General features: G+C 73.7%; 19 protein-coding genes. 6 read left to right on the forward strand and 13 right to left on the reverse strand.

All coding sequences use genetic code 11. The features are described from left to right. Nucleotides 1–35: 35 nt before the first annotated feature. The 4 genes from ABZW30_RS10735 to ABZW30_RS10750 all read right to left on the reverse strand — a co-directional run bounded on the left by ABZW30_RS10735 (nt 36) and on the right by ABZW30_RS10750 (nt 2,800). Nucleotides 36–998, reverse strand: a complete 963-nt coding sequence (locus ABZW30_RS10735; protein WP_355670690.1) for a phosphotriesterase — start codon at nt 996–998, stop codon at nt 36–38. Next, nucleotides 995–1,567, reverse strand: coding sequence for a carboxymuconolactone decarboxylase family protein (locus ABZW30_RS10740; RefSeq protein ID WP_355670691.1), 573 nt, complete (start codon nt 1,565–1,567; stop codon nt 995–997). Before ABZW30_RS10740 ends, ABZW30_RS10735 begins: the two co-directional genes overlap by 4 nt. Nucleotides 1,568–1,584: 17 nt before the next feature. Continuing rightward, the gene (locus ABZW30_RS10745) at nt 1,585–2,160 is read right to left on the reverse strand and encodes a DUF4865 family protein (RefSeq protein ID WP_355670692.1); all 576 of its coding nucleotides are present in this window, start codon (nt 2,158–2,160) and stop codon (nt 1,585–1,587) included. Nucleotides 2,161–2,233: 73 nt separating this feature from the next. Continuing rightward, nucleotides 2,234–2,800 (reverse strand): TetR/AcrR family transcriptional regulator, encoded by a 567-nt coding sequence (locus ABZW30_RS10750; protein WP_355670693.1) that lies wholly within the window; start codon nt 2,798–2,800, stop codon nt 2,234–2,236. Nucleotides 2,801–3,166: 366 nt separating this feature from the next. Here ABZW30_RS10750 and ABZW30_RS10755 point away from each other — a divergent pair, with 366 nt between their 5' ends. Beyond that, a complete protein-coding gene (locus ABZW30_RS10755) occupies nt 3,167–4,159 on the forward strand; it encodes an aldo/keto reductase (protein ID WP_355670694.1) in 993 nt (330 codons plus the stop codon). Nucleotides 4,160–4,328: 169 nt separating this feature from the next. On the opposite strand, the gene ABZW30_RS10760 is transcribed toward ABZW30_RS10755, so the two are convergent. The 5 genes from ABZW30_RS10760 to ABZW30_RS10780 form a co-directional block, all read right to left on the reverse strand. Beyond that, nucleotides 4,329–5,006: a winged helix-turn-helix domain-containing protein gene (locus ABZW30_RS10760; RefSeq protein ID WP_355670695.1), complete on the reverse strand. Its 678-nt coding sequence runs from the start codon at nt 5,004–5,006 to the stop codon at nt 4,329–4,331. A gap of 900 nt (nt 5,007–5,906) precedes the next feature. After that, the gene (locus ABZW30_RS10765; protein WP_355670696.1) at nt 5,907–6,554 is read right to left on the reverse strand and encodes an ATP/GTP-binding protein; all 648 of its coding nucleotides are present in this window, start codon (nt 6,552–6,554) and stop codon (nt 5,907–5,909) included. Next, nucleotides 6,535–7,098 (reverse strand): DUF742 domain-containing protein, encoded by a 564-nt coding sequence (locus ABZW30_RS10770; protein ID WP_355670697.1) that lies wholly within the window; start codon nt 7,096–7,098, stop codon nt 6,535–6,537. Before ABZW30_RS10770 ends, ABZW30_RS10765 begins: the two co-directional genes overlap by 20 nt. 8 nt (nt 7,099–7,106) lie before the next feature. Further along, nucleotides 7,107–7,526, reverse strand: coding sequence for a roadblock/LC7 domain-containing protein (locus ABZW30_RS10775; RefSeq protein WP_355670698.1), 420 nt, complete (start codon nt 7,524–7,526; stop codon nt 7,107–7,109). Then, entirely contained in the window at nt 7,523–10,510 is a 2,988-nt protein-coding gene (locus tag ABZW30_RS10780) for a nitrate- and nitrite sensing domain-containing protein (protein WP_355670699.1), read from the reverse strand. The genes ABZW30_RS10775 and ABZW30_RS10780 overlap by 4 nt, the downstream gene beginning before the upstream one ends. 570 nt (nt 10,511–11,080) lie before the next feature. Between ABZW30_RS10780 and ABZW30_RS10785 the strand changes: the two genes are divergently transcribed. Then, a complete protein-coding gene (locus tag ABZW30_RS10785; RefSeq protein WP_355670700.1) occupies nt 11,081–12,907 on the forward strand; it encodes an AMP-dependent synthetase/ligase in 1,827 nt (608 codons plus the stop codon). A 419-nt stretch (nt 12,908–13,326) separates the two neighbouring features. Then, the gene (locus ABZW30_RS10790) at nt 13,327–14,235 is read left to right on the forward strand and encodes a nitroreductase/quinone reductase family protein (protein ID WP_355670701.1); all 909 of its coding nucleotides are present in this window, start codon (nt 13,327–13,329) and stop codon (nt 14,233–14,235) included. Between the two features lie 103 nt (nt 14,236–14,338). On the opposite strand, the gene ABZW30_RS10795 is transcribed toward ABZW30_RS10790, so the two are convergent. From ABZW30_RS10795 to ABZW30_RS10810, 4 genes are all read right to left on the reverse strand, one after another. Next, nucleotides 14,339–15,136 carry an SGNH/GDSL hydrolase family protein gene (locus ABZW30_RS10795; RefSeq protein WP_355670702.1) on the reverse strand — a complete coding sequence of 266 codons (798 nt, stop codon included), beginning with the start codon at nt 15,134–15,136 and terminating at the stop codon, nt 14,339–14,341. 157 nt (nt 15,137–15,293) lie between these two features. After that, nucleotides 15,294–16,037, reverse strand: coding sequence for an SGNH/GDSL hydrolase family protein (locus tag ABZW30_RS10800; protein WP_355670724.1), 744 nt, complete (start codon nt 16,035–16,037; stop codon nt 15,294–15,296). A gap of 419 nt (nt 16,038–16,456) precedes the next feature. Beyond that, a complete protein-coding gene (locus ABZW30_RS10805) occupies nt 16,457–17,080 on the reverse strand; it encodes an NUDIX hydrolase (RefSeq protein WP_355670703.1) in 624 nt (207 codons plus the stop codon). A gap of 190 nt (nt 17,081–17,270) precedes the next feature. Beyond that, nucleotides 17,271–18,419, reverse strand: coding sequence for a hypothetical protein (locus ABZW30_RS10810; RefSeq protein ID WP_355670704.1), 1,149 nt, complete (start codon nt 18,417–18,419; stop codon nt 17,271–17,273). Between the two features lie 308 nt (nt 18,420–18,727). On the opposite strand from ABZW30_RS10810, the gene ABZW30_RS10815 reads away from it, so the two are divergent. The 3 genes from ABZW30_RS10815 to ABZW30_RS10825 form a co-directional block, all read left to right on the forward strand. Further along, nucleotides 18,728–18,919, forward strand: coding sequence for a hypothetical protein (locus tag ABZW30_RS10815; RefSeq protein WP_355670705.1), 192 nt, complete (start codon nt 18,728–18,730; stop codon nt 18,917–18,919). 42 nt (nt 18,920–18,961) lie between these two features. Then, nucleotides 18,962–20,131: an exonuclease SbcCD subunit D gene (locus ABZW30_RS10820; RefSeq protein WP_355670706.1), complete on the forward strand. Its 1,170-nt coding sequence runs from the start codon at nt 18,962–18,964 to the stop codon at nt 20,129–20,131. Beyond that, the coding region (locus tag ABZW30_RS10825) for an AAA family ATPase (RefSeq protein WP_355670707.1) at nt 20,128–22,259 on the forward strand (2,132 nt) is incomplete at its 3' end. The genes ABZW30_RS10820 and ABZW30_RS10825, both read left to right, overlap by 4 nt.

Below are 22,259 nucleotides of genomic sequence, written 5' to 3' on the forward strand. Positions count from 1 at the left end.
ACTCGGCCACAGGAACGAACGCGGCGGGGGCGCGCTCAGGGGGTGCGCCAGTCGACGGCCAGGGCGGCGGCCGGGTTGGCGATCAGCAGCCGCTCGGGCAGCTCGGGCCCGTGGCTGCGGGCCAGCCGCGGGGCGAGGTCGGTGAGCAGCCGGACAGGGCCGCCGACCTCGCGGGCCGTGCCGGTGGTGGTGTCGGCACCGAGCAGCAGCCGGTCGGCGTGGCCCGCCTCGACCAGGTCGGTGATCACGTCGAAGGCCTGGAGGTCGGCGGGGTGACCGATCCGGGAGGGGCTGTCCAGGGCGAGGAAGACGCCCTCGGCGGCGAGGCCGCGGTGCAGGGTCCGGTCGGTGAAGCGGGTGAGGTGGCCGAGGATGATCCGGTCGGGGCGGACTCCGTGCCGGCCGTGGAGCCGGCGCAGGACGCCGTACGGGTCGCCGTCGGGTTCCAGGTGGACGGCGATCGGGGCACCGGTGGCGTGGTGCGCCTCGGCGGCCGCGGCCGTCGTCCAGCGGGTGTGCCGGGTGCTGGGGCCCGCGTCGTCGGCGATCTTGATCAGGCCGGCGCGGACGCCCTCGGGCGCGCCCGGGAGTCCGGCGGTGAGCTCGGTGACGAAGCGCTCGGCGAGGTCGGCGTACGGGGCGGGGCGTTCGGACACCTGGTCGCCGAGGGTCGGGAAGCGGCCGGGGGCGTAGTGGGCCGTCTGGTGCGCGCCGGTGGCGGCGACGACGTGGACGCCGGTCGTGCGGGACAACTCGGCGAGGGAGTCCGCGCCGCGGCCCAGGCCCCACGGGGTCCACTGGACGAGGGTGCGGCCGCCGGCGGCGGCGTAGGCGCGCAGGACGTCCTCGGCGGCGGCCGGGTCGTCCAGCTCCTGGCCGGGGAAGCGGGGGCTGCGGATGAAGAGGTGGTCGTGGGAGTCGGTGACGCCCAGCTCGGCGGGGGCGAGGTCGCCCAGGACGGTCCGTACCGTGCGGGCGGCGGTGGGCGTGGTGGTCATGCGCGGGCCTCGGCCGGGGCGTCGGATCGGGCTTCGGCACGGGCTTCGGCTTGGACCTGGGCTTCGGCTGCGGCTTGGGCCTCGGCCTGGTCGTCGGCGGCCGCGAAGGTGGCGGTGGCGACGCGGAGGCCGGCCAGGGTCTTGGGGACGCCGACGTAGGGGGCGAGGTGGACCAGGACCTCGGTGATCTCCTCCCTCGTCATCCCGATCCGCAGGCTGTTGCGCACGTGGTCGGCGAGCTGGGGTTCGACCCCGCCGAGGGCGGTGAGCGCGGCCAGGTTGGCGATCTGGCGGTCGCGCAGGGCGAGGCCGGGGCGCTGGTAGGTACCGCCGAAGAGGCTGGTGACGACCCAGTCGGGGAAGCCGGGGGCGAGGCCGTCCAGACCGCCGAGGGTCGCGGCGGCGACCGGGCCGGCCAGGTCGGCGAGCAGGGCGTAGCCGGCTTCGCGGTCGAGCGTGGCGGGCGTGAGGTCGGCGGGGGTCATGGCGGGGGCCTGGGGGGCGGTCATCGCGGTCGTCGGCATCGCGGTCGTCGGCATCGCGGTCGCGGGCACGGTGGTGGTGGGCATCGCGGTGGTGGGTCCTCTCACCAGTGGCGGCCGGACGGCAGCCGGTCGAGTTCGGGGCGGGACAGGTGCAGTACCTGGTAGCGGGTGCCGGGCTCGTCCTCGGGGGCCGGGCCGCGCCAGAGGGCGAACCGCAGCAGCTCCCAGCGGCTCGGGTCCACGGCAACGGCGGCGGTGTGCAGGGCGGGGTTCGTGGGGAGTTCGGCGAGTGCCCGCTCGACGGCCTCGGCGGGGTCGGCGGTCTCCGGGAGCCGTACGGTCGCGCGGGTGGCGCTGGTCGGGGCCTCGGTCCGGGAGCCCTCGGCGAGTCCGGCGCCGAGCCAGTGCCGAACCGCGGGGCGGCCGAAGTCGTTGCTCAGGCCGCGGAAGCCCGGGCCCCAGAGGAAGCTGTTCATGCCCTCGGCGGTGTGCCAGAGGTAGAACGGCGCGTACTGGTTGACCGGCGAGCCGTCCTGGCCGCGCTCGCGGACCAGGTAGGCCTTGAGGCCGAGGCCCGGGTAGGCGTCGAGCAGATGGCCCTTGTCGGCGACGCGTTTGCGGATGATGCCCATGTCGTAGTCGGCGGGGAGGGTGATCTCGTACTGCATGGCGTGCACGGCGGGACTCCTCGTCCTGGTATTCGGGCGAACTTCGGGCCGTTCGGGCTTCAGTCCGTCGTGGCCGTCCGGTTCAGGCCCGGCGGTGGGCGGCGAGCAGACCGAGGGCGCCGCGGACGGCCGTTTCGAAGGGCTCGGCGCTGTTCGAGGCGCGGGCCAGTACGTAACCGCCCTGGACGACCGCGACCACGGCGGCGGCGGTGTCCGCCGGGTTCAGGCCCGGGGTGAACTCGCCGTTCGCCTGGCCCTCGGCGACCAGGTCGGCGATCCGGCCGCGCAGCCAGTCGAAGGTCTCCTCGACCGGGGCGCGTAGCTGCGGGTCGGCGACGACGTCCGGGTCCTGGGCCATCCGGCCGATCCGGCAGCCGCGCAGCACCTCACGGTCGCGGTGCAGGTAGGCGGCGATGCGGTCGTAGGCCGTGCCGGGGGCGGCGAGGTCGGCCTCGGCGATGCCGCGCATCTGCTCGGCGCTGCGGCGCAGGGCGGCGGCAGCGAGGTCGGGCTTGCCGGTGAAGTGGTGGTACATGCTGCCCTGGCCGACCCCGGAGCGCTGCTGGATGGCCTTGGGGCTGGTGCCGACGTAACCGCGCTCCCAGAGGAGGGCCTGGGTGCTCTCGATGAGGCGGTCCTGAGTGCTCATGCGGATCACTGTACATACCAGTATGTACAGAGCGCCAGGGGTTTCCCGTTCGAAGGCTCAGGCCGCCGGAATGATTGAGGGCCGTGCGCCGCCCCCCGGCGGCCACGGCCCCTCGACCGTTCGTCATCCCCCGTGCCACCGAGGGGCATTCCGCCGCGGCCGGTGGCGCGCGTCACGTCACGCACGGTGGCTGGAGTGACGCCGGGCGAGGGGTGTGCGGCGCGCTGCGCGGACAGGCGGGCGCGCGCGGCGGTTCGGTCGGGCCGGTCCGGCTCCCGTCACCCAAGGTCGGCACGGCGGAACGCAGTTCACGGCGGGGCGGGCCAAGGGCTTGATCCGCCACTGACGGCTGGCAAGATGTCCGGCATGAGCTACCTCGCCTCGGATGACCGCTATGCCTCGATGACCTACCGGAAGGCCGGCCGCAGCGGCGTTCAGCTGCCCGCCGTCTCGCTCGGACTCTGGCACAACTTCGGTGACGCCCAACCGCTGGAGGTGCAGCGGGCCGTGCTGCGCCGGGCGTTCGACCGGGGCGTCACGCACTTCGACCTGGCGAACAACTACGGCCCGCCGTACGGCAGCGCGGAGCGCAACTTCGGCTACCTGTTCGCTCAGGACTTCCGGCCGTACCGCGACGAGATGTTCATCGCGACCAAGGCCGGCTGGGACATGTGGCCCGGCCCATACGGCGACGGCGGCAGCCGCAAGTACCTGCTGGCCAGCCTGGACCAGTCGCTGGGGCGGATGGGGCTGGACTACGTCGACGTCTACTACTCGCACCGCTACGACCCGGACACCCCGATCGAGGAGACGATGGGGGCACTGGACAGCGCGGTCCGCTCGGGCAAGGCACTGTACGCGGCGATCTCCAACTACCCGGCGGAGCAGCACCGGGAGGCGGTGGCGATCCTGCGCGAGCTGGGGACGCCGGTGCTGATGAACCAGTCGGCGTACTCGATCCTCAACCGGTACGTGGAGGAGGGTGGTGTGCTGGACGCCGTGGGCGACACCCAGACCAGCCTGATCGCCTACTCCCCGCTCGCCCAGGGGCTGTTGACGGACCGCTACCTCTCCGGCGAGGTGCCGGCCGGTTCGCGGATGTCGGTCGGGAAGTTCCTGACCGAGGAGGCGCTGACCGGGACCAAGCTGGAGCGGCTGCGGGCGCTGGACAAGGTCGCCGAGGGGCGCGGGCAGACGCTGGCGCAGCTGGCGCTGTGCTGGGTGCTGCGGGACCCGCGAGTGGTCTCGGTGATCATCGGGGCGAGCAGCGTGGCCCAGCTGGACCAGAACCTCGACGCGCTGGCGGGCGGACCGCTGACGGCGGATGAGCTGGCGGAGATCGACCGGCTGAGCCGCTGAACCGGACGTCGGGCGACTTCCGACTTTCAACTGGCGACTGGCCGCCGATGCCTGACGGCCAGTCGACGCCTGACGACGAACAGTCGACGGCTGACAGATTTCGAGATCTGCCAGCCGTCGACCGTCAGCTGCGATCCGCCCGTCGTCACGTCATCGACGGCGGCTCCGGTCAGCCGGCCGGGGTGTACTTGTAGCCGACCCGACGGACCGTCACGATCGTGTCCCGGTAGGCGGCCCCCAGCTTGCGGCGCAGCCGGGCGACGTGCACGTCGACGGTGCGCCCGTCCCCGACGTGGCCGTAGCCCCAGACCGCCGAGACCAGGTGGTCCCGGGTGTGCACCCGCTGCGGGTGCTCGGTGAGGTGGGCCAGCAGCTCGAACTCCAGGTAGGTGAGGTCGAGCAGCCGCCCGTCGACGTAGGCGTTTCGCCGCTCGGTGTCGACGGTGATCCCGCGACCGGCCGGGCGGACCGGGCGTCCGGCAGCTGAGACGCCACCTGAGACGGCGGGACCGACGGCCCCCGAGGGCGGAGCCGCCGGACTCTCGGCCGGCACCAGCACCAGGTACCCGACCATCGGGTGGCCCGCCGCACCACCGGCCTGCGGGCCGTACTGGGCGACCAGCCCCTGCGGCAGGGCGGCGACGACGGTCGCCCCCTCCGGCAGTGCGGCCAGCAGCGAGGCCGGCACCGGTGGGACGACCGCCCCGGGCTGTGGCCTGGCGGCCGGGGCGACCGAGGGGACAGCGGCGACGGACGGAACGGAGGAGACGGAGGGAACCAAGCGGACCGCGCGCAGGTGCGGGGCCGCGGTGGGCAGGGGCAGGGTGGCGATGGAGGAGGAAGACATGATGTGCCGCTCATTTCGCGCGTGACGGACGGGGTGGACTCGTCTGCGCGTCGACCGGGCGTACTGCCGTTGCCGGACCGGACCGAACCGGTGTCAGCGGGCGGAGAGCCGGGACGCGCTGGGCGAGCCCGGACACGTCTGATCGAACAGGTGCGGCTGTCGGGACGGCCAGAACGGCTCGAGGTCGAGCCGACCCTGTCGGCTGTCCGTGGCGCGGCGCGCGCGCCCGTTCCACCGCCCGGTCCGCGGACCCGCGCACATCGCGGGAACCGGCCCGGTCGGACGGGTACGGCCGGCGACACCGGGGGCAGGGCTGGGGCAGACGATGTCCACGTGTGGTTTCTCCGCGAGGCGGGGCCGGTTGGTCGGCCGCGGGCACACCGGGAGGGCGGTCCGCTACGGCCTGGTCGACGGGGGTCGGCGGTGCGTCGGGCGGCGACGGCCGGGTGGGCCGGAACTGCCGAAGGACGTACCGGGGCGGGGTGAGGCCGTCAGCGACAACAGGCGCTGCAGATCAGCGCGTGGTCGATGTAGCGGCGGACAGTGAGCACCGGCATGGCGGGGCCGGGCGCGGCGGCGATGCATCGCTGGCTGACGGTCATCCCTGGTCCCCTCCCCCTTCGTTCTGCGTGACGACGCACCGCTGTCGGTGCGCGCCGACGGTGCCGCGTCGGATCGTCGAAGGCCCGTCACCGGTCGGCAACACCCGTGCGAACGGGACGTTTCCGGCCCTCCCGACGGCATGGCCGGGGCGGCCTTCGTCCACAGAGCCTTCCACGCCCGGCCCGGTCTAGGCAACCTTCAGCGCACCGAACGTCCGGGATGTGGACGGCCGAATGAGACACCGGGCGGGCGAAGGGCCCTGACCCGCGGTATCCGGCGGGCCGTCAGGCGCGGATGTCAGGCCCGGGCGGGGGCCCGGTGGCGGAGGGCGGCAGCGTGCTCGACCAGGGCGACCAGGAGTTCCTTCCCGTCCTCCCGCAGCCGCGCGTCGCACAGCAGCACCGGGATCCCCGGGTCGAGGTCGAGCGCGTCCCGGACCTCCTCCGGGACGAACCGCTCGGTGCCCTCGAAGCAGTTGACCGCGACCACGAACGGGATGCCGCGCTGCTCGAAGAAGTCGACCGAGGGGAAGCAGTCGGCCAGTCGCCGGGTGTCCGCGATCACCACGGCGCCGAGCGCGCCGCGCGCCAACTCGTCCCAGACGAACCAGAACCGGTCCTGCCCGGGGGTGCCGAACAGGTAGAGCGCGAGGCCGGGCCGCAGGTCGATCCGGCCGAAGTCCATGGCCACCGTGGTGGTGCGCTTCGCCTCGACGCCCGAGGTGTCGTCCACCGGGCGGCCCAGCTCGCTGAGCTCCTCCTCGGTGCGCAGCGGCCGGATCTCGCTGACCGCGCCGACCAGGGTGGTCTTGCCCGCGCCGAACCCGCCCGCGACCAGGATCTTCACCGCGGTGGCCGGACCGCCGCGCCAGCGCGGGTCGTTGTCGTTCCCGCGACGCTGCGGAGACGGGCTCGCAGGGGTGTGGTCAGAGCGCACGGAGTCCATTGATCACGTCTCGCAGCAGGCGCTCGTCCGGCAGCTCGGCGAGCGGAACGGGTCGGGTGACGCTGATCAGGTCGGCGTCGTAGAGGTCGCCGAGCAGGACGCGCACGACGCTGACCGGCAGGTCGGTGTAGGAGCCGAGCTCGGCGACGGACAGCGGCTCGTGGCGGCACCAGGCCAGCAGGGTCTGGTGCTCCGGGTCGAGGACGTGCGCGGGCACAGCCCCCGCGTCCGGCCCGGGGTCCTTGGCGGTGACCAGCGAGATCAGGTCGAACAGGCCCTCCTCGACCGGCCGGGTGCGGCCCCGGGTCATCGAGTAGAGCCGCACCACCGGGCCGGCCTCGTCGTCGAACCAGCGGTCGTCGACCGGGGTGCGCGGCTGGAACAGGTCGACCTCGGGCTCGTCCGTGGTCGCCTGCTCCTCGCCCGTGGCCTGCTCCTCACCGATGGCCTGCTCCTCGCCGGTGGCCTCCGCCGAGTCCACCGGCACCTGGGGGCCGTCGAGCGCCTCCGGACGCTCCGGCACGTCCGCCTTCGGATCCGCCATCGGACCGCTCAGCTCCTCGGCACGGCGGTTTCGGTGCGCGGCTCGGCGGCCATGTGCTCGCCGACCCGCTTGACCAGCAGGGCCATCTCGTAGGCGATCTGGCCGATGTCCGCCTCGGCCTCGCTCAGCACGGCCAGGCAGCTGCCGTCGCCGGCGGCCGTGATGAACAGGAAGGCCTCGTCCAGCTCGACCATGGTCTGCCGGACCCCGCCGACCTTGAAGTGCCCGCCGGTGCCCTTGGCCAGGCTGTGGAACCCGGCCGCGACGGCGGCGAGGTGCTCGGCGTCCTCCCGGTCGAGGTCGCGGGAGGCACCGGTGGCCAGCCCGTCGCTGGAGAGGATCACCGCGTGCCGCAGGGCCGCGACGCGTCCCACCAGGTCGTCCAGGAGCCAGTTGAGGTCGCCGGACGGCTGCGTCGAAGTGGTCATGAATCAGTTCCTTCCGCTGGGGCGGGTGGTGCAGGTGATGCGGGTGATGCCGGTACTGCGGGTGCTTCAGCTGCTTCGGGTGCTGCAAGTGTCACTGGTCGTACGGGCGGGACCGACGCCGGGTTCCGCCGAACCGGCTGCCGGGCCGGGACCCGGCGGGCGAGCGGGGCCCGACCGGCGTCCTCGGGGGCGGGCGCGGGCAGCGCCGCCGGGGCGGGAGCCGGGCTGATCGCCCGCCGGGACAGGTCCGGCGGCTGCCAGGCGGGCACGGCCGCGGGCCGGGCGTCTGACGTGCCGGAACGATCCTGCAGGATGCGGTCGGCGGCAGTGTGGCTCTGGGTGGCGCGGTCCCGGGCGGCACGGTCGGTCGGACCGGTGGCCCCGCGCCCGCGGGTGAAGCCGCGCTGGAACGAGGCGAAGGTGGCCCGGGCCTCCTCGGGCGAGCGCTCCCGGGCTTCCCGGAGCTCCCGGACCTCACCCGGCTCGCCCGCCGACCCGGCCTCCCGGGCGGCGCGGTCCTCGGGCCCCTTCTCACCCCGGAGCCGCTCCTTCGCCTGCTCCCTGAGCTGCGGCGCGAGGTTCGCCTGCCGGACCCGCCGGGGCAGACCGCCCGGGGTCCGGAGCGCGGCGTCCACCGGCACGGCGTCCGAAGGCGCGGAGCCCACCGGCGCGGCGTCCACGGAAGCAACCGTCACGGGCGCGGCGTCCACCGGCGTGTCAGCAGCCGCCTCGTCCCGCCGGTGCCGTCCCGTTCCCGAAGTGCCCTCGACGTCCGGCGCGGGTGCGGACACCAGTACCGGTCCGCCCTTGGTCCGCGCCGCCCGGCGCGGCAGCCCGTTGGCCGTACGCCCCGCCTCGGGCGCGGACGGGCGCGGCCCACCGGCCACCCGGTGGCGGCCGCCCGTACCCGCCGAGGACGTCGCGGCGGACGCGGATGCCGAGACCGAGGCCGGCACCGAGGCCGTGTCCGGCACCGCGACCAGGTCGCGCTGCCCGCGCCGCCCCGCCGTCGCCCGCTTCGCGGGACGGCCGGACGCAGCGCCCGAAGCGCCCGCGGCCCCGGAGGCCGGCGGCTCCGGCAGCCCGTCCGGCGCCTCCGCCAGCAGCTCGCGCGGGATCAGCACCACCGCCGCGGTCCCCCCGTACGGGGAGGGCCGCAGGTGGACCCGGATACCGTGCCGCCGGGCGAGCCGACTGACCACGAACAGTCCCAACCGGTCGGTGTCGGCGAGGTCGAACTCCTGCTCCACGGCGAGGCGTTCGTTGATCTCGGCGAGCAGTTGCTCGCTCAGCCCGAGGCCGCGGTCGTCGATCTCCAGCGCGAAGCCGTGCGCCACCACCTCGCCCTGGACGGTGACTTGGGTGCTCGGCGGGGAGAACACCGCGGCGTTCTCGACGAGTTCGGCGACCAGGTGAGTCACGTCGGCGACCGCGCTGCCGAGCAGGCCGGTGCCGGGGAACGGCCGGACGGCCACCCGGGCGTAGTCCTCGACCTCGCCGACCGCCGCGCGGACCACATCCACCATCCGGACCGGTTTGCGCCAGGCGCGCCCGGGCGAACCGCCGGCCAGGATGATCAGGCCCTCGGCGTGCCGGCGCATACGGGTGGTGAGGTGGTCGACCTTGAAGAGGTCCGCCAGCTCCGCCGGGTCCTCGGTGCGGCGCTCCATGGTGTCGAGCAGGGTGAGCTGCCGGTGCAGCAGCACCTGGCTGCGCCGGGCCAGGTTGACGAACACCGCCGAGACGCCGCGCCGCAGCTCGGCCTGTTCCACGGCGGCCTCGACGGCGGTCCGCTGGACCGCGTTGATGGCCTGGCCGACCTGCCCGATCTCGGCCTGGCCGAAGTGCAGTTCGGGCGCCTCGACAGCCACGTCGACCGGCTCGCCGCGACGCAGTCGCAGCATGACGGAGGGCAGCCGGGTGGTGGCCAGCTCGTTGGCCGCGTTGCGCAGGCCGATCAGCTCGCGGGCCAGGCCCCGACCGATCCGGAAGGAGATCAGGATGGTCAGGACGACGGCGACCAGGCCGACCGCACCGGCGATGCCGCCGCTCCAGAGCGCCGCGATCGCGGTGGACCGCCCGCGCTCGTCCAGTCCGGCGGCGATCCGGGAGTTGATCGAGGAGAGGTCGCCGAGCGAACGGTCGGCGGTCTCCCGCCAGTTGTCGCCGTTGAGTGCCTGCACGACCCGGTCCGGGCCACCGGCGCCGACGAAGTCCGCCTCGGCCCGGGCCAGCGCGCCCCAGGCCTCGCCGCCGCGCAGGGCGATGTAGTCGGCCTGGTCGGCGGGTTCGAGTTCGGCGATGTAGACGGTGAACAGCGCCTGCTGATTGTGCAGGGCGTCCAGCGCGACCTGGTACTGCTCGGCGGTGGGCTTGGTGGCGTCGGTGCGCAGGCCCTCCATGGCCGCGTCCTCCTGCGAGAGGTACTCGCGGGCGCGCACCAGCTCGATCAGGATGGTTCCCTGCCGCGGGAGTTGGCCGCTCTGCCGGGCCACGTAGGCGGACCGGAAGCCGAACACCGGCCGGACCAGGTCGCTGTACTGCCCGAGCGCGAACTCCCAGTTGAGCGCGAGCCGGCCGACCTGGGCGCGCAGCGGGGTGATCTGGTCGGCGGCGGCGAGGATCTGCACCAGGCGGGCCCGCTGAGCGGCGGAGAGCTCACCGCCCGCACTGTCCTTGCGCTGCCGCAGCGCGGCGAGACTGCGGTCGGTGGCGGTCTTCGCGTGCTCGAAGGCGTCCCGGGCGACCGGCGAGTTCGGGTCGGCCAGGCGCTGGACCGCGGCCCGCCGCTCGCCCTGCAGGTCGACGGCGTACTGGTCGACCGCGGCGCCGTACTCCTTGTACGCACGACTGATCGCCAACTGGTTCCAGACGTCCCCGGTGGTGGCGAGCGTCGCATACACCCACAGGGCGGCGAGCGCGACGATGGGCACCAGGAGCAGCGCGATGATCTTCGCGCGGATCGAGCTGCTGCGCAGACGCATGGAGTCCTCGGTCGGGAAGTGCCAGGCGCGGACGGGGAGCGGGGAAGCGGTGAGAGGCGTGCGGAGGGTTCGACGGACTCGGGCGGGCTCGGCGGGTGCGGGAAGGACGGCTCGGACGGACTTTGCGGAGATATGGGAAGGAAGCTGCGGAGGGCTCCCGGCCTCAGGTCTGCGAGACTCTACTACGCCGTGACCACACGTTCGAGGGTCGAACCACTCCACCCCCTCACCTTGCCCAGGACACGTCAGGAACCGCCCGCAATCACGGCCGCTTCGCCCCCGCCCGATGGCCGCAGCCGACCCGGATCACGCCCGGATCGTCCACCTGCACCCCAAATGCCCAGGTCACGCGGTGCACGCACCAACTCCTCGACTCCTCCCCCGCGCCTCCCCAATCGCGACACCATCCGAGCGGCCCCGTGCCGATCTCGTCGGTTCACCGTCACAACCCTGGGCAGTGACAGGACGATCCGATAGTTTCGCTCCACCCGCGCGACCGGGCGGCGCCACTCCGACGCCCGTCCGCCGGGACCGGCGGACAGCGCCGCGAGACGCGAACTGGGGAGGACTGTGCGCGAGTTCACCACCCCCGCCCCGCCCGGGCGCGAGGCCACCGGAGGACTCGCCGACTCCCTGTACGACACCGCCGAACGCACTCCCGAGCTGGTCCAGCTGTCCTGGCGGACCGGCGACGAACGGTGGCAGGACGTCACCGCCCGCGAGTTCCGCGACCAGGTGCTCGCCCTCGCCAAGGGCCTGCTGACCCACGGCGTGCGCTACGGCGACCGGGTCGCCCTGATGTCCCGCACCCGCTACGAGTGGACGCTGTTCGACTACGCGCTCTGGTCGATCGGCGCGATCACCGTCCCGGTCTACCCCACCGCCGCACCCGAGCAGGTGCGCTGGATCCTCGCCGAGACCCAGGCGGTGGCCTGCCTGGTCGAGGACGAGGACGCGGCGATGACCGTCGGCGCGGTCTGCGACGCCCTACCCGACCTGACCGGCATCTGGCAGCTGGACCGCGGCTGCGTCGCCGCGATCACCGAGGACGGCCGGGACGTGCCCGACGCGCTGGTGCACCGCCAGCGGCTCGGCGTCGCGGCCGCCAACATCGCCACCGTCGTCTACACCTCGGGCACCACCGGCCGTCCCAAGGGCTGCCTGATCACCCACGGCAACCTGGCCGCCGAGGCCGACGCGCTGCTCGACGGCTGGGGCGGGGTCTTCCGCGACACCGGCGGCGGCCAGCCCGCCACCCTGCTGTTCCTGCCGCTCGCGCACGTCTACGGGCGGGCCGTGCAGATCGCGGCGATCCGCGGCGGCTTCCGGATCGGCCACATCCCCGAGGTCTCCACCGACGCGCTACTACCCGCACTGGAGACCTTCCGGCCCACCTTCCTGCACGCCGTGCCGTACGTCTTCGAGAAGATCTTCCAGCAGGCCAGGCGCGCCGCCGAGGAGGCCGGACGCGGCGAACTCTTCGAGCAGGCCCGGCAGGTGGCGGTCGAGTGGGCAGCCGCCCGGGAGCAGAAGACCTTCGGTCGCGGCCCCAGCCCGGGCGCGGCACTGCGGCTGCGCCACCTCGCCTACGAGCGGACCGTCTACCCCAAGCTGCGCGCCGTGCTCGGCGGCCGGGTGCGCAGCGTGATGTGCGGCGGATCCTCGCTGCGACGCGAGTTGGGCCTGTTCTTCACCGGCGCCGGGCTCCAGTTGTACGAGGGCTACGGGCTGACCGAGACCACCGCCGCGATCACCGCCAACCCGGCCGGACGGCAGAAGCTCGGCACGGTCGGGCAGCCCGTGCCGGGCGCGTCGGTGGCGATCGCCGACGACGGCGAGGTGTGGGTGCGCGGCGACTCGGTCTTCGGCGGCTACCTCAACCACCCGCGGTGCACGGCGGAATCACTGGTCGACGGCTGGTTCGCCACCGGCGACCTGGGCCGGCTGGACAAGGACGGCTACCTCACCATCACCGGCCGCAAGAAGGACCTGATCGTCACCAGCAGCGGCAAGAACCTCGCCCCGGTGGCGCTGGAGGAGCGGGTCGAGGCGCATCCGCTGGTCTCCCAGTGCCTGGTGGTGGGCGACGACCGCCCGTACGTGGCCGCACTGATCACGCTCGACCCGGCCGCGCTGGCGCACTGGTTGAAGACCCACGGGCGGGCGCAGCTGGACCCGTGGGCAGTGCTCGCGGACGATCAGCTGCACATCGAGATCCAGCGCGCGGTGGCGGCGGCGAACACAGCCGTTTCACGGGCCGAGTCGATCCGCGTGTTCCGGCTGCTGCCACGGGAGTTCAGCCAGGAGCAGGGGCTGCTGACGCCCTCGCTCAAGCTACGGCGGACGGCGATCGCGGAGTACTACGCCGAGGACATCGAGGAGTTGTACCCCTCCTGAACTGTGGCTGAGCACAGCGTCTCTGACGAACCGCCTTGTCCCTTATGACGCAGCGGGTACCGACCTGCCGCGCGCCCTCGCCGCCGCCGACGCCGCCGGACTCAAGCCGGCGGGGCTGGTGGACCACCTGCGCCGTCATCCGTTCGCCGTCATCCGCTCCTCCGGCCGGTGATCTCGCTCGTTGACAGGGCGTCCGCGGCGCGGCTCTAATGGGGGCGTGCGGCGCGGCGTCGGCCACAGAGCAGTGGGCCGGTCGGCAGCCGAGCCAGCACCCTGTTCACAAGGGGACGATGCGCGATGAGTACTTTCTCCGCTGCCCTGATCTGACCTTGGCGGTCACCGCGGTGTCCGCCCGTTTTCGCCGACACCGCGTGTGGCCGCGACTTCCCCGAATTCTCCGGAGACTTCACCACACACATATGCCCAATTCATCCTCCACGTCCGTCAATTCCTTCAATCTGAATGTCATCGACGAGTTCCGCGCCAACGGCGGCCGGGTCGGCGGCCCGTTCGAGGGCGGCGATCTGCTCCTGCTGACCACCACAGGGGCCCGCACCGGGCGCCCGCACACCGTCCCGCTCGGGTACATCCGGGCCGAGGGCCTGGTGCTGGTGGTCGCCTCGGCGGCCGGGACACCGGAGCACCCTCAGTGGTACCGCAACCTGCTGGCCCACCCGGTGGTCCGGGTCGAGCTCGGCACCGAGGCCTTCGAGGCGATCGCCGTACCCGCCGAAGGCACCCGCCGGGAGCGGCTGTTCGCCACCGTCGTCCGGAAGGCACCCGGGTACGGCGACTACCAGGCGCACACCGAGCGGGAGTTGCCGGTGGTCGTTCTGGAGCGGCCAGAGGCACCGGCCGACGCGCCCCGCGAGGCGAACAGCCTCGCCGACAAGCTGTTGGAGGCGCACACCTGGTTGCGCGCGCAGCTGCGTCACATCCGACAGGAGGCGCGGGCCCACTCCCCCGACCGTCCGGCCGGGCTCGGTCTGCAGCTGCGACAGCACTGCCTGGCGTTCTGCCAGGGGCTGACGCACCACCACACCGGCGAGGATGCCGCGATCTTCCCGGCGCTCGCCCGCAGCCACCCGGAGCTGGCCGGGGTGCTGGAGCGGCTCGACGAGCAGCACCGGGCGATCGGGCGGATCAAGCAGGAGTTGGTGACGTTGCTGGCCGGGCTCGCGGTCGCCGAACCCGAGCGGCTCCGGGCCGAACTGGACCGGATGTCGGCCGAGTTGGAGGCGCACCTCGACTACGAGGAGGCCGAACTGCTGCCGGCCCTCACCGGAATCCCCTTCCCGCCGGTCCGGCCCGCCCCGTCCGGCGGCTGAACGGCGGCTGAACGGCGGTGCCGCCGTCCCCTCCCGAGCTGCGGGAGGGGACGGCGGCACCGGTGTTGCGTCACGCACCTGACGGCGCCCTGGAGCCGGGGCCTCAGGACTGGCTGAAGACCGGCAGGTAGCCGTTGGCCTGGCCGTCCGAGTTCGGGTGGTAGCTCTCGTCGATCGGCAGAGTGGTGCCGTGCAGCCAGGTGTCCAGAGACCCGCAGATCTCGTGCCCGGAGAAGATGTCGCGCACGTCACCGAAGGTGAAGCCCGCGTTGGCGACCCGCTTGGCGATGACGCCGTCCAACGTGTCCGCGGCCTCGTTGATGGCGGCGCGCTTGGTGTCACTGATGCCGAAGATGCAGGAGCCGTCGATCTGGTACAGGTGCGGGTAGCCCATCACCACGACGTGGGCGTTCGGCGCCTTGGCGTGGATCGCGGAGTACACCTGGTCCAGCTGGCCGGGCAGGGTGTTGAGGGCGTAGTTCTCGGCGGTGCCGACGGCGTCGAGGCAGTCGCTGTCGCTCCCCAGCACACAGGTCTGCATGGTGCTGGAGAACCCGGCGTCGTTGCCGCCGATCGTGAGGCTCACCAGCGTGGTGCCGGAGTCCAGGGCCGAGATCTGGTTGTTGAGGATGTCACCGGTTCTCGCACCCGAACAGGCGACGAAGGAGAAGGAGGACGGCGCGTTCGCGTTCGTCCAGAGGTAGGCGTAGGCGTTGGTGCTGCGCTTGCAGCCACCGCTGTCGCTCAGGTAGCTGCCGGCACCGACGCCGGCCGAGTAGGAGTCCCCGAGCGCCACGTAGTTGACACCGGCCGCGTTGGCGGAGGACGCCGTGAAGAGCGTCGTCAGCGTGAGGAGAGCGGCTGTCGCAGCGACGGACAGAGCACGAGCAGGGCGGAGCATTGCGCCTCCTGGTATGACGTGGGTCATAGGATGGGTACCGGGCAGTAGCCGGCCACGGAAACGCTCATGCCAAGGACATTGACGGGCAGTTCTGTGATGTGAAAATGAACTCCCCGAAAACACGGCCTACTTGGCTGAGCGTCACCGCGCTGCGGTCTCAGGAGCGGCTGAAGACCGGGAGGTAGCCGCTGGCCTGGCCGGCCGAGTTCGGGTGGTAGCTCTCGTCGATCGGCAGGGTGGTGCTGTGCAGCCAGGTGCTCAGCGAGCCGCAGATCTCGTGGTCGGTGAAGACGCTCCGGACGTCACCGAAGGTGAAGCCCGCGTTGGCGACCCGCTTGGCGATGACGCCGTCCAAGGTGTCGGCGGCGCCGTTGATGGCGGCGCGCTTGGTGTCTCCGATGCCGAAGATGCAGGAGCCGCCCACCTTGTACAGGTGCGGGTAGCCCATCACCACGACGTGGGCGTTCGGCGCCTTGGCGTGGATCGCGGAGTACACCCGGTCCAGCTGGCCGGGCAGGGTGTTGAGGGCGTATCCCTTGGCCGTGTTCACGGCATTCAGGCAGTCGCTGTCGGAGCCCAGCACGCAGGTCTTCATGGTGTCGGCGAAGCCCGCGTCGTTGCCGCCGATCGTGAGGCTGACCAGCGTGGTGCCGGAGCTCAGGGCGGAGATCTGACTGTTGAGCACGTCGCCGGTTCTCGCACCGGAGCAGGCCACGAAGCTGAAGGAGGACGGCTTGTGCGCGTTCTTCCACAGGTACGCGTAGGCATTGGTGCTGCGCTTGCAGCCACCACTGTCGCCCAGGTAGCCGCCGGCGCCGACACCGGCGGAGTAGGAGTCCCCGAGGGCGGCATAGTTCACGCCGGCCGCGTTGGCCGATGACGCGGCGAAGAGCGTCGTCATGGAGAGGAGAGCCGCTATCGCGGCAACGGACAGAGCACGAGCAGGGCGGAGCATGGCACCTCCTGGTATGACGTGGGTCACAGGAAGGGATACCAGGCGGTAGCCAACCGCGGAAGCGCTCATGCCAAGGACATTGACGGTCAGTCTGATAGCGCTGAAGTGAACCGCCCAAGAGGGAGCGTGAGTTCACGCTGGTGGGCGCCGGTGTGCGTCGGCGCGCGTCGGTCATCGCGTGTGGATGAGAAAATCGGGGGAAGTCAGCTCGGCGTCAGCAGCCGGTCAGCGTACGGCTGCCACTGCGTCAGTTCGGCGCTCCACCCGAAGGGCTGGTTCAGCTCCCAACCCGAGGGCCGGGGCCGGTTCCGCGCCCGAAGGCTCGGATCAGCCGCCCGCCCGGGGACCGGTCAGCCTCCTGCCGATCAGCCGCGCCCGGCGTACACCGACCCGGCGGAGACCGTGCAGCCCTCGACCGGCAGCTCCTCGATCGTCTCGTTCGCGGCGGCCGGCACCCCGAGCCACTGGACGGCCGTGGCGACCGCCGTCCGGGCCTGGCGCAGCCCGGGCGCGCCCCAGCCCAGCAGCTCGACCGCGAGCCCCGGCGCGACCAGCAGCCGCCGGTAGTGCCGGCCCGAGGCGGGGTCGGCCACGCTCGGACCTACCGCCCGCAGCGCCGCCGCCATCCGGACCCGTGCGCACTCGTGCCCGCCGTTCGCCGAACCCACCCGGTCGTAGAGGTAGCCGAGGTAGTACGGCCGGCCGATCACTGCCTGGGCCTCCTCGCCCGCCTCCCGGGCCAGGGCCGCGGCCGGGTCCCCGTCGTCCTCCGGCTCCAGCGAGCCGCCGGGCAGCGAACAGATCCCGTCCCGCGGGTTCACCAGGGTCAGCACCCGCCCGTCCGGGGCGAACAGCCAGCCCCACGACTGCTTCACCGGCAACCCGTCCGGCACCTGCTCGCCCGGCCGCCACGGCCAGCCCGCCGAAGGACGCCGCCGCACCTTCCCGAGCAGCTCGGCGACCTCCGCCGTGAACTCGATCCGGCCCATGCCGTGCGTCCCCCCTCTCGGTGTCGGGCTCGCCGGACCTACGGAGCACGGTTCGGAGCGGAGCGGCCGGAGCGGCGGCGTGGGGTACCGGGCGCTCCTGCTGTTGATCTTCTCCGATCTTCCCCGAACAGGCGGTCGATGAACAGTCCCCAGCGCCGCATGGTGGATGCGGACACCGCGAACGCGCTGATCACCCCAACGGCCCGCCGCCGCCCCCGGACCCGGGAAAGCCCGGCAGCGGGAACCCCGGCCGCGGGACCACCCCGGGCGGGAAAGGCAGCCCCCGCGCCGCGTCGTCGGCCAGCTCGTCGAACACCTCGTGGGCGGTCATCGGCCGCAGCCGCCCACCGGCGAGGGCCCAGCCACGCACCAGCGGCCCGGACGGCCGGTCGGCCGCCGACCCACCCGGAGCGTCAGCCGACGAGTCGACCGGCGGCCCGTTCGACGGATCGCCGTGCAGCAGCAGCGCCCCCTCGCCGCCCGAGGCCACGCCCGCCGCGAGCGTGACGCAGAAGGCCTCCGTGTCCCGTCCGGCGGGGTGCAGGCGCCCCGCTTCCACGCAGACGTCCACCGCCGAGGTGAGCTCCTCGCCGTCCTCCGGACCGTGGCAGCGCAGCGTCAGCAGGTGGCAGCCCTCCCCCGCGCCTTCGGCCAGCGCCAGGTAGACCGAGGTCACGTACCGCATCACCGCCGCCATCCGCCACTGCTCCGCCTGGTCGTCGCCGACCGCGTCCAGCAGCGCCGCGCAGGCGACGGACATCCGCACCCGCGCCCGGTGGTCGTCCATCAGCACCGGCAGCAGCTCCGCCAACCGCTCCCCCGCGTAGACGAACGGCTCCCCGGCCAGCTCCGGATCGCCCGCGTACGCGACCCGCGCGGCGGACGTCCGGGGGTCGAGCCCGAGCGCCGCGCAGTAGTCCTCGAAGTCACCCGCCTCCAGGACGCGCAGGTGCACCTCCAGCCCCTGCCCGTACAGCCCCCTCAGCTGTTCCTCCGCCCGCCGTAGGTACTCCTGGTGCCCGAGCGCACCGAACAGCCCGTACTTCGCCAGCCCGGCGAAGTCGGCGGCCTCCGCGGCCAGCGCGACCGCCACCGGCTGTGGCGGCGCACCCCGGGCCCGGCCGCCACGCCGCCCGGGCGCCCCGGCCCCACCGGCCCGCCCACCCGGCGGCCGCGCACCTCCCGGCGGTGCCGACCCACCGGGACCGCCGGTCGGCACCCCGCCGACCCCGGCCCCGGGCCGCCGCCCGCCGAACACCAGAACCCGCCGCCCCCGCGCCGGCCCGCCGCGCTCCACCGCGGTGCCCGACACCTCGTACACCGACTCCCGCACAGTCATGGGTTTCCTCCCACTCGCCCTCTCGGCACCGGCCGGCACCGGACAGCGCCGGACCGCACCGGCCACTCCGACTCCCGGAGTCGCCGACGCCACGGAACATACACAGCGCCACTGACAATCGACCCCGAGTAATCGAACAAGGCCAGGGCTGCCCGGGTGTGCGGTCTCACATCGAACGGTCCTGTCGACTTCCTGTCGGAAGCTCGGCCATTGCCGATCGATCACGCCCCCCTGCAACCACGAACGACCCGATCCCGGGACCGCCGTCATGGCAGGTCGCATCAGCGACCGCCGACCGGGGGCGCTCGATGATCAAGGCGCGGAGGTCCGTCGGCGCAGCGGCGGTGGCACTGGTGCGCACGGCAGGACCGGTCCTCGGCGGACCCGCCGCTCCGGCGCACGCCTCGGCCGGGGACCGCGAGCACGGCGCCAACGGCTTCACCGACACCCCGGACATCCTCCAGGGCCGGGCCGTGGCCGAGGGCCCCCGTGACACCTGAGCCCGGCGGGATTGTCAGTGCCGGGCGCTATGGTCGGGGACCATGCGACTCCTGCATACCTCCGACTGGCATCTCGGGCGCTCGTTCCACCGGGAGAGCCTGCACGACGCCCAGCGCGACTTCCTGGACCACCTGGTGGCAGTGGTCCGGTCCGAGGGCGTGGACGCCGTGCTGGTCGCCGGGGATGTGTACGACCGGGCGCTGCCGGGCCTGGAGGCGGTCGCGCTGTTCGACGACGTGCTGCACCGGCTGGCGGACCTCGGGGTGCCGACGGTGTTCATCAGCGGGAACCACGACTCGGCCCGCCGCCTCGGGGTCGGCGCCGGGCTGATCGGGCGTGCCGGGATCCATCTGCGGACCGATCCGGGCGAGTGCGCCGAGCCCGTACTGCTGGCGGACGAGCACGGGCCGGTGGCGGTGTACGGGCTGCCGTACCTGGAGCCGACGCTGGTGCGCGAGCGGTTCGGGCTGGCCAAGGGCGGGCACGCGGCGGTGCTCGGCGCGGCGATGGACCAGGTCCGGGCCGATCTGGCGGCGCGCCCGGAGGGGACCAGGGCCGTGGCGCTGGCCCACGCCTTCGTCACCGGCGGCACGCCGAGCGACAGCGAGCGGGACATCGCGGTCGGCGGGGTCGCCTCCGTGCCGGCCTCGGTGTTCGACGGGGTGCACTACGCCGCGCTCGGCCACTTGCACGGCTGCCAGACCCTCGCCCCGCACCTGCGCTACAGCGGCTCGCCGCTCGCCTACTCCTTCTCCGAGGTGCGCCAGCGCAAGACCATGTGGCTGGTCGACCTCGCGGCCGACGGCTCGGTGGCCGCCGAGCGGATCGACTGCCCGCAGCCCCGCCCGCTCGCCACCCTGCGCGACACGCTCGACGCGCTCCTCACCGACGAGGGGTACACCGAGCACGAGCGGTCCTGGGTGCAGGCCACGCTCACCGACGCGGCCCGCCCGAGCGAGCCGATGGAGAAGCTGCGCCGCCGCTTCCCGCACACCCTCCAGCTGCTGTTCGACCCCGAGGAGAGCGAGGCCGGGCCGTCCGAGTCGTACGCGGCCAGGGTCAGCGGCCGGGACGACCTGGAGATCGCCGAGGGCTTCCTGCGGCACGTCCGCCCCGGCGCCGAGCCGGAGCCGGACGAGCTCGGCTGGCTGCGTGAGGGCTTCGAGCGCGTCCGGCAGACCACCGACCGGAAGGCGGACCTGCCCCGATGAGGCTGCACAGGCTCACCGTCACCGCCTTCGGCCCGTTCGCGGGCAGCGAGACGGTGGACTTCGACGCGCTCGCCGCCGGCGGGCTGTTCCTGCTGCGCGGTGCGACCGGCGCGGGCAAGAGCAGCGTGCTGGACGCGGTCTGCTTCGCCTTCTACGGAGAGACGCCGAACGCCCGCCGGGCCAACCGGCTGCGCAGCGACCACGCCGACCCGAAACAGCTGACCCAGGTGCAGCTGGAGCTGACGCTCGGCGGGCGGCGGCTGCAGATCACCCGGCTGCCCGAGCAGCGCCGGCCGAAGAAGGTCGGCGCCGGCACCACGGTCGAACGGCCGCAGACCCTGCTGCGCGAGTGGACGGCCGACGGGGGCGACGGCACGCCCGGCTGGCGGCCGCTCAGCAAGTCGCACCAGGAGGCCGGGGAGGAGATCCACCGGCTGATCGGCATAAGCCGGGAGCAGTTCTGCCAGGTGGTGCTGCTGCCGCAGGGTGACTTCGCCCACTTCCTCAAGGCCGACTCGGAGGAGCGCGGCAAGCTGCTGCGACGGCTGTTCGACACCGAGCGGTACGGGCAGGTCGAGTCCTGGCTCGCCGATCAGCGGCGCGCCCAGGAGGCCGCCGTCCAGGCCGGTCGGCGCCGCCTGCGCGACCTCGCCAGCAAGGCCGAGCAGGCGGCCGGGCCCGACGCCGAGCCCGCCGAGGGCTGGGTGCCGGCCGAGGACGGCGACGCCGACCTGACCGCCGGGGTGCTCGGCTGGGCGGCGGTGCTGCGCAGCGGCGCGGCCGAGCAGTTCACCGTCGCCGAGGCCGCGCTCGCGGGCGCGGAGGCTGCGCAGCGGCTGGCCCAGCACAGCCGGGAGGCCGCCGAGGAGTTGGCCGGGCGGCAGCGTCGACACCGGGAGGCACTGGTCGAGGCCGAACGGCTGGCCGGGTTCGAACCCGCCGCGGCGCGGGACCGGCAGCGGCTGGCGGCCGCGCAGGAGGCCGTCGGGGTGGAGTCAGCGCTGCGGCTGCGGGACAACGCGGCCGAGGCGCTCGGGCGCGCGCGGGAGGCGGAGCAGCGGCGCCGGGAGGCGCTGGCCCGCTCCGGCCCCGAGGGCCGCAGGCTCGCCGAAGGCGGAACCGGGGCCGACGCCGAGGCGGGCCCCGCCGAGTTGGCCGAGGCCGAGCTGCGGCTGCGGGCCGAGGTGGTCCGGCTGGAGGCGGCCCGGGCGGAGGAGCGGCGCTGCGCCGAACTCGCCCGTGAGCAGCGCGCCTTGGCGCAGGAGCGGAGCGCCGTCGAGGAGCTGGCCGAGGAGGCCGAGGACTGGCTGGCCGAATTCGACGGCGAGCTGGGCCGGTTGGAGGAGCGGCAGTCCCGGGCCCAGGCGGCGAGCGCCCGGGTCGAGCAACTGGACGGTCAGCGCACCGAGTTGGCCGGCCGACTGGTCGCTGCCCGGGAGCGCGACGCCCTGCGGGCCGAGATCACGGACGCCGAGCCGCGGGTCGTCGCGCTGCGCACCGCCGCGTTGGACGCCCGCGAGCACAGCCTGGACCTGCGGGACCGCCGGCTGGCCGGGATGGCCGCCGAGCTGGCCGAGCAGCTGCAGGTGGGCGAGGCCTGCCGGGTCTGCGGTTCGCCCGAGCATCCGGCGCCCGCCGAGGCCGCCGCCGGCAGCCGGGTGAGCGCCGAGGACGAGGAGCGGTCCCGGCGGGCCCAGGCCGCCGCCGAGCAGGCCTGGACGGCGGCCGACCAGGCTCTGACCGCGCTGCGGGTGCGCGAGGCGACCGCCGCCGGGGCGGCCGGGCCGGACGGTACGGACGTGCTCGCGCAGTCCCTGGCCGGGCTGGAGTGCGAGCACCGCGAGGCACTGCACGAGGCGGAGACGCTCGGCCGGGTCGAGCGGGAGATCGGCCGGCTGGCGCAGGACCGCGCCCGCCGCCTGGACGAGCTGCACGAGGCCAAGGAGCGCGCCGCCGTCCTCACCGACCGACTGCAGGCGCTGGACGCCGAGCAGCGGGAGCTGACCGCCAGGGTGGCGGCCGCCCGGGGCGAGGCGTCCTCGGTCGCCGACCGGGCTGCGGCTCTCACCCGGCTGAAGGACAGGCCGAACAGGCCCACCCGGCGCTTGCCGGTGCGCTCGACCAGCTC

It is taken from the genome of Kitasatospora sp. NPDC004669 (genome assembly GCF_040609455.1).
Classification (GTDB): domain Bacteria; phylum Actinomycetota; class Actinomycetes; order Streptomycetales; family Streptomycetaceae; genus Kitasatospora.